This is a genomic window from Candidatus Igneacidithiobacillus taiwanensis, from assembly GCF_031962545.1.
In the GTDB taxonomy this organism is placed as follows: Bacteria; Pseudomonadota; Gammaproteobacteria; order Acidithiobacillales; family Acidithiobacillaceae; genus Igneacidithiobacillus; species Igneacidithiobacillus taiwanensis.
The window spans coordinates 1-2,392 of the sequence record NZ_JAVRKK010000224.1; the positions used below are offsets into that span (position 1 = coordinate 1).

The following is a 2,392-nucleotide window of genomic DNA, read 5'->3' on the forward strand; positions in this document are numbered from 1 at the left end:
CAACGCCGAACGGCCACACCATCGACTCGGACAGAAACCACCGCTATCCTTCCTCCTCCAACATCTACCACAGTGCCAAAGGTGGTGGACGCATACATGCTGTTGCGTCAGGGGCATATTTTGAGTACGATTCGCACTCCTCGGTCCCCATCGTCTAGTGGCCTAGGACACCGCCCTTTCACGGCGGTAACGGGGGTTCGAACCCCCCTGGGGACGCCAAAAAACAGTGGCCCACGCAGCGCTGCGTGGGCCACTTTTACTTTCCTCCACAACTGTGAGGGATCAGCTCCCCTCGATGTGCGCAGAAATCGACATCGTTTTACCATTGATGTCGAGGAGCTGCAGCTGATACGGACCATCTCCCGTGCCAATAAAGCCTGACGAATCACTCACGGGCAAGTGCACCGTGGCCGCCGCACCAAGGCCTGCTTTCAAGCCCAGCACGCTGTCAGGGCTAATTTTCTGATAGTCGTAGTCGTTGTGGATATTAATCGCCGGCAAGTGCGACAGCTGCTTACCGCTCCAGACCTCCACCACCTTACCATGCGCATTAAGCAAGCGCGCCGAGATGATATGCGCAGGAACCGAAGCCGTACCAGCGTTCACATACATGTGTACCGTGACGCTGCCATCGGGCGCAATCTGTAAATCACGCATCTGGATATGGTGGATCTTGACGCCGGTAGGATCCCCATGGAACGGCGTGATTACCGAACCCCGATAGTAGGAGTAGGTAGCAACAATAAAGACCACGGCAATCCAAAAAAGCGTCAGCGCCAACTTTTTGAATGCGGCATCCGACAACGGGAGGGGCTCGCTACCGCCCAGCCAACGAAACCAAGCACGCTGCGCCAACGCTGGTTTTTTCTTTAGCAACCAGTTGTCGACCGAGTATGCTCCTCCGCCCACCAAAAACAGGGTGATCCCCATACCAAAATTGGAGGCAGCCATAGTCCATTCATCAATGCAGGTAGCGCCCTGCCAACCAAAGAGCAGCATCAGGGTAAAGGATAACCCCAAGGTCAGGATTGCCGCCAAACGCGTCAGGAATCCGGAAATCAACATTGCCCCAGATATTAGCTCCACGGCACTAAAAATGATGACACCTGCATAGAGCAGGATAAAATGATGCAGCAAAAAAGAAACCAAATGACTGGTCCCAAGAATGGCACCGGGCATGGCGGTCTAAAATTTATAGGCCATCCAATGACCCGCCGGATTGATTTTCTGCGGACCATAAATAAACCTTCGTGAGCCACCGCCCCAATAGATCCATCCCTGCACAAAACGTACTGCTAGCATGCCGACCGATAGAATCCACCATGCATGCTGGCGGACTCCTGATCGCTCACTGACTCCCTCGATATTTGCGGCCATACATCCTCCGTGTACTACTTTCCAGATTCCGAAAAATTAGGGTTAACATCCTTCACCGGCACGGCATTGACCCAATCCCAAGAATTTCCAAGATACATCGTACCGCCAACGATAGTTGGGTTGACAATACCGAAGCGTCCACCCACGTGGTAACGATGCATCAATCGACCATTCTTTGGATCGACCGCATAAATATCCGGCCCTGTTGAAATATAGAGCATCCCGCGATAGAACGTCGGCGCTCCTCTGCCTGCGCCTGCCGGCCCCGGATTGGGCACCTTCCAGGTCCATTCGACTTTGCCGCTATGCAGATTGATGGCGGTGTAATCCGAGGTAACCGGAGTACCAACATACACCGTACCGTCGTGGATCATGGGCACGCCGCCCTTAAAGGCCGGAATGCGCGCACCGCGACCAAGGTTGACCGTCCACAGCACCTTGCCCGTTGTACCGTTGAAGGCGCGTACAACAGTGTCCATGGTTGGCTTGCCATCGACAAGCTTGGCATCGGCAACGGTATCCATAACCACAATGCCATCAGCAGCCGCTGGCGACACATCGCCCATGCCAGTATTTACGGCACCCGGAATCTCACCTTTCCAGAGGACCTTGCCCGTTTTCACATCCAGCGCGTAGAGACCCGGAATCACCGACATGGAAACATAAACACGTCCATCCATAACTACCGGACTCGACATATTAGCAATGCCGCCAACATGCGTCTTCCACAGTTCTTTGCCATCGGCTGCCGATATGCGATAGATATTTCCATCGCCAGTGCTGATGAATAGTGATTGCTCGGCATAGGCTGGCGTCGGCATCGCATCTCCGGCCGTCTTAAAACTCCATAGCAATTGGCCGTTCTCACGATTCAGGCAGAATATTCCATTATAGCTAATATCTTTTCCTCGCCCCGCCTGGCGTGGGTGCTTCGCATACTTCATCACATTGGCAAAATTGAAAGACACACTACCCGCAGAGAGATATACATGATTTCCCACTACCAAGGGATTGC

3 protein-coding genes and 1 tRNA gene are annotated in these 2,392 nt (G+C 53.5%); 1 reads left to right on the forward strand and 3 read right to left on the reverse strand.

What is annotated here, in order from left to right; translation table 11 throughout:
* Positions 1-143: 143 nt before the first annotated feature.
* Positions 144-219: transfer RNA gene (locus tag RTI30_RS14005), tRNA-Glu, on the forward strand.
* Between the two features lie 63 nt (positions 220-282).
* On the opposite strand, the gene RTI30_RS14010 is transcribed toward RTI30_RS14005, so the two are convergent.
* The 3 genes from RTI30_RS14010 to RTI30_RS14020 form a co-directional block, all read right to left on the reverse strand.
* Positions 283-1,137: a TQO small subunit DoxD gene (locus tag RTI30_RS14010; RefSeq protein WP_312263297.1), complete on the reverse strand. Its 855-nt coding sequence runs from the start codon at positions 1,135-1,137 to the stop codon at positions 283-285.
* Between the two features lie 48 nt (positions 1,138-1,185).
* Positions 1,186-1,377, reverse strand: a complete 192-nt coding sequence (locus tag RTI30_RS14015; protein WP_312284115.1) for a hypothetical protein — start codon at positions 1,375-1,377, stop codon at positions 1,186-1,188.
* Between the two features lie 14 nt (positions 1,378-1,391).
* Positions 1,392-2,392, reverse strand: a 1,001-nt coding sequence (locus RTI30_RS14020; RefSeq protein WP_312284116.1) for a PQQ-binding-like beta-propeller repeat protein, incomplete at its 5' end; no start/stop codon positions are given.